This is a genomic window from Rubrobacter taiwanensis, assembly GCF_004337705.1.
In the GTDB taxonomy this organism is placed as follows: Bacteria; Actinomycetota; Rubrobacteria; order Rubrobacterales; family Rubrobacteraceae; genus Rubrobacter_C; species Rubrobacter_C taiwanensis.
Genome location: NZ_SKBU01000047.1, coordinates 1 through 4,514 on the forward strand (window position 1 = coordinate 1; position 4,514 = coordinate 4,514).

Genomic DNA, 4,514 nt, shown 5'->3' on the forward strand with positions numbered 1-4,514 from the left:
CCTCCTTTGGAACGTGCTCGCTAACCAGCTCCTCCACCCCGGCAAGCGGTATTACCTCGTACCTCACGTCCCCTATCTCCAGGGCCTCTTTACCGTTCGCTCTCAGATCGTTCTCCGGATGCGCGGTACGGGGCGGGCCGGAGCACCGCTCCGGCCCGCCCGCTCCGGTGCCTACTTGGCGGAGGTCAGCCTCTGCTCGGCCTTCTCGGGCTTGAAGAAGACCCGGTCTGCCACCGTGGCCGGGACCACTCCCTCGGGCCGCTCCACGTCCAGCTCCACGCCGATGGTGCTGTACTCGACCGGGACCATGGCGAACCCGATGTTCTTCTCCAGCCGCGGCGAGTAGCAGGCCGAGGTGACCTTGCCGATCCTCTCCCCCTCCTTGTTCAAAACCGGGAAGAAGTCCGGCATCGAGTTATCGTTGTAAGCGCCGAGCCTGCTGCCCCCGATCTCAACCCCGACCAGCTTACGGCTCACGCCCTCCTCAGCGACCCTCCTCAGCGCCTCCCGGCCGATGAAGTCCTGCTCCTGTTCCAGCTCGACCATCCACTTATAGCCGTAGCCGACCTCGTAGGGGTTCTCCTCGATGGTCATGTCGCAGCCGTGGGCCAGGATGCCGCCCTCGATGCGCCGGATGTGGCACGGCCCGATAGGTCTGAGCCCGTGCGGCTCGCCGGCCTGCATCACGGCGTCCCAGAGCTTCAGCCCGTCGCGGCTGGCGTTCTTGAGGTAGAGCTCGTAGCCCAGCTCGCCGGAGTAGCCGGTGCGGGAGATCACGAGCTCCATTCCGTCCAGCTCCCGATGCACCATGTAGTAGTAGGGGACCTCCAGGATCTCCTCTCCGAAGAGATCCGTCATCACCTCCTTGGACTTGGGACCCTGGATCTGCAACGGCCCCACGTCCGGCTCCTTTATCTCCACGTTCAGGTTCATGCTGTAGGCCAGTCCCTTGCACCAGAGCAGCACGTCGCTGTCGGCCAGAGAGAGCCAGAAGTGATTCTCGCCCAGCCGCAACAGGACGGGATCGTTGATGATGCCGCCCCTCTCGTCCGTGATGAACGCGTACTTGCACTGCCCCACGGCGCACTTGTTGAGATCCCGCGGCGTCAGCATGTTGGTAAACTCGAAAGCGTCGGGGCCGGTGATCTCCACCTGCCGCTCGGCTCCGCCCACATCCCAGACGGTCACGCCCTCAAGGAGCTGCCAGTACTCCTCGAACGGGTCGCCGTAGTGCCTGGGGTGGTAGTGGTGGTTGTAGACGCTGTAGAGCTGCACGCCGTACCGGCGCGAGCCGTAGTAGTAGGGGGATTTCTTGATCCGGGTGTAGAGCAGTATCCCGGGATTGGGGTTGACCTTCTCCTCCACCTCTCACCTCCTCATTTGGACGTTTCCGCCACCGGCTCTGAGAAAGACCTCTCCGACCTCACCTGCTTCGTCGCACCGCTAACCCCTCATCCGCTTCATCGCCGGGTCGAAGAGCGGCTCCCGGGCGACCGCGGCCCCGTACCGCTCCCCGAAGTACTGCACCTCGACCCGGACCCCCTCCTCCGCCAGCTCGGGCGGCAGCCAGGCGTAGGCGATGCTCTTGCCCACGCTGTGGCCGTACTCCGCGCTCGTCACGTAGCCGACCGGGCGCTCCCCGGAGAAGACCGGCTCGTTGCCCATAACCACCTGCTCGCCGTCCAGCACCAGGCAGCAGAGACTCCGGCGCGGCCCCTCTTCCCTGCGCTTCAGCAGCGCCTCCCGGCCGATGAAGTCTCCCTTCTCCGGCTTCACGGCGAAGCCCAGGCCCGCCTCGTAGGGATCGTGCTCGGTGTGCATGTCCACGCCCCAAGAGCGGTAGCCCTTCTCCAGCCTCAGGCCGTTGAAGGCCCCGCGCCCGGCGGCGATGACACCGTGCGGCTGCCCCGCCTCCCACAGCAGATCCCAGAGCCTGAGGCCGAGGTCGGAGGTGGTGTAGACCTCCCACCCCAGCTCCCCGACGTAGGAGAGCCGCAGCATCCTGACCGGGACCTCGCCCAGATGGGTCTCCTTGGCCCGGAAGAAGCCGAATGCCTCGTTCGAGAGGTCGTCCTCACAGAGGCTCTGCACAAGCTCGCGCGCCAGCGGCCCCCACACGCCCACACAGCACGTCCCGGCCGTGATGTCCCGGACCTCCACCGAGCCGTCCTCCGGCAGGTGCCGCAGCATCCAGTCTACGTCCCGCGGACCGTTCAGACCGACCTGAAAGAGCTCCTCCCCGATCCGGGCCACGGTGATGTCGCTCTTGATCCCTCCGGCATGGTCCAGCATCAGCGTGTAGGTGACGCTGCCCACGGGTCTGTCCAGCCGGTTGGTGTTCAGCCTCTGCAGGTACTCCAGAGCACCCGGACCGCTCACCTCAACCCGCTTGAGAGAGGTCATGTCGTAGAGCGCGACGCGCTCGCGCGTGATCTGGTGCTCGGCCCCAACTATCTTCGACCAGTACCGCCCGCTCCACTCGTCGCGCCCCGGAATCTCGCGCCCCTCCACGAGATGCGCGTTGGCCTCGAAATAGTGCGGCCGCTCCCACCCCGAAGCCTCCAGGAAGAAGGCCCCGAGCTCGCGCTGGCGCATATAGAAGGGGCTGGTCCTCAGGGGCCGGGGGTCCTCCATCGGCTGCTGCGGGTGGATGATGTCATAGACTTCCTGGAAGGACTGCGAGCTGCGCTTCTGTACGTATGAGGGGCTCAGAGCGTAGCTCTCGAAGCGGTGGATGTCGCACTCGCGCAGGTCTATGGACGGCCGCCCCTCCACGAGCCACTCGGCCATCGCCCGGGCGACGCCTAACGAGTGCGTGATCCAGACCGCCTCCGCGACCCAGAAGCCCCGCACCTCCCTCGAAGGCCCCAGGAGCGGCATCCCGTCCGGGGTGAAGGAGAAGAGGCCGTTGAACGGCTTCTCAAGCTCCACCCCCTCCAGCGCAGGCAGCAGCTCCACGGCGTCCCGCCAGGGCCTCTCCCAGTCCTCCGGGGTGAACGGCATGACCGAAGGCATCTCCTCCGCCTCCTCCGGCCGCAGTATGTCATCCGGATCTACCGGCATGGAGCGGTGCTGGTAGGAGCCGACCCCATACCTCTCCCCGTTCTGCCGGAAGTACAGGTCCGCGTCCTGGTGCCGCAGGATGGGGTGCACAGCCTCCCGGCTCTCGCCCTCCAGCCCCGGGATCGGACCGGTCCAGGCGAACTGGTGCTGCATGGGCAGGAGCGGTATCCTCATCCCTACCATCCGCCCGATCCTGGGCCCCCACATCCCGGCGCAGCTGAACACGATCTCGGCCCCGATCCGGCCCATCCTGTCCGTCCACACGCCCCGTACCCGGCCGCCATCGACCTCGATGCCGGTCACCTCGGTCTCACCGTAGAAGCGCGCCCCGCGCTCACCCGCCAGCCGGCGCATCGCCTCGCACGCCCACACGGCCCTGGCAAGACCGTCAGTCGGCACGTAGAAGCCGCCGTAGATCATATCCCGGTTGAGGAGCGGAACCTTCTCAACACACTCATCCGGCGAGAGCAGGTGCGCCTCCAGCCCGTACGCCGCCGCCAGTCCCCGCTTGCGGCGCAGATCCCTCCACCGCTCCGGCGTGGCCGCCACCTCCAACCCCCCCACCGGATAACAACACGAACGCCCATCCAGCTCCAGCTCACCGAACCGCCGCACGGTGTACCGGGCGAGCAACGTCATCGCCCGCGAAGGATTGGTCTGAAACATCAGCCCCGGCGCATGAAACGTCGAACCCCCGGCCCGCTCCAGCGGCCCCTGCTCCAGAACTACGACATCCGTCCAGCCCATGCGCGTCAAGTGCTCCGCAAGCCCGCACCCAACGATCCCAGCCCCGATGATCACCACCCGCGCATCCACCTGAGAAGACCCCCTGTCCCTTCCCACAGCTTGTTGCGTATTACGAAATATTATTCTTCATACAGAACAAGTAACATATGTCGGTCGTTGAGTCAAGGGGGTGAGGGCTTGGTTTCGGTTGACGCGTTGTCTCTACTCCTGGTTCTTTACTGCGCCGGGTTGCCCTGAGGGTGAAGCTGCTCCGGGACGCCTCGCGGCTCGTTCTTCCTCTGTAATCTGCAGCTCCCCGTGCTTTCTGGGATCTGGGGTCATGGCCGGCAGGCCTTCGTCCTCAAGCCCCCTAATCAGTCCCACACACATCAGCAAGAGCACCACGCAGAAGGGCAAGCCGGCCGTGATAGAGGCCGTCTGCAATGCTCCAAGGGCGTTCTCTCCGGTGGCCGTGCCCGCAGCAAGCAGCGTGGCCGCTACCGCTCCTATCAGCACCGCCCACACAAGGCGCTGCCGCCACCCGCCTACCTGCGTCTCTCCTCCGCGGGTGAGGATGTCTACTACTAGCGATCCGGAGTCGGCCGAGGTGGCAAAGAAGATGGCCACAACCGCAACCCCAAGTGCGCAGGCCAGGGTTATAAGGATGGCCGCTACGGGTAGCTGGGAGAGCAGCGCAAAGAGGGCGGTCTCTGCCGGAGATTGGG

At 65.7% G+C, this 4,514-nt stretch carries 3 protein-coding genes; all 3 read right to left on the reverse strand.

Annotated features, from left to right (window positions below; genetic code table 11):
• Positions 1–171: 171 nt before the first annotated feature.
• Positions 172–1,365 (reverse strand): glycine cleavage T C-terminal barrel domain-containing protein, encoded by a 1,194-nt coding sequence (locus E0L93_RS15455; RefSeq protein WP_132692986.1) that lies wholly within the window; start codon positions 1,363–1,365, stop codon positions 172–174.
• Positions 1,366–1,443: 78 nt separating this feature from the next.
• Entirely contained in the window at positions 1,444–3,879 is a 2,436-nt protein-coding gene (locus E0L93_RS15460; RefSeq protein ID WP_243638273.1) for a GcvT family protein, read from the reverse strand.
• A gap of 132 nt (positions 3,880–4,011) precedes the next feature.
• A partial coding sequence (locus E0L93_RS15465; protein ID WP_207890552.1) for a BCCT family transporter occupies positions 4,012–4,514 on the reverse strand: 503 nt, incomplete at its 5' end.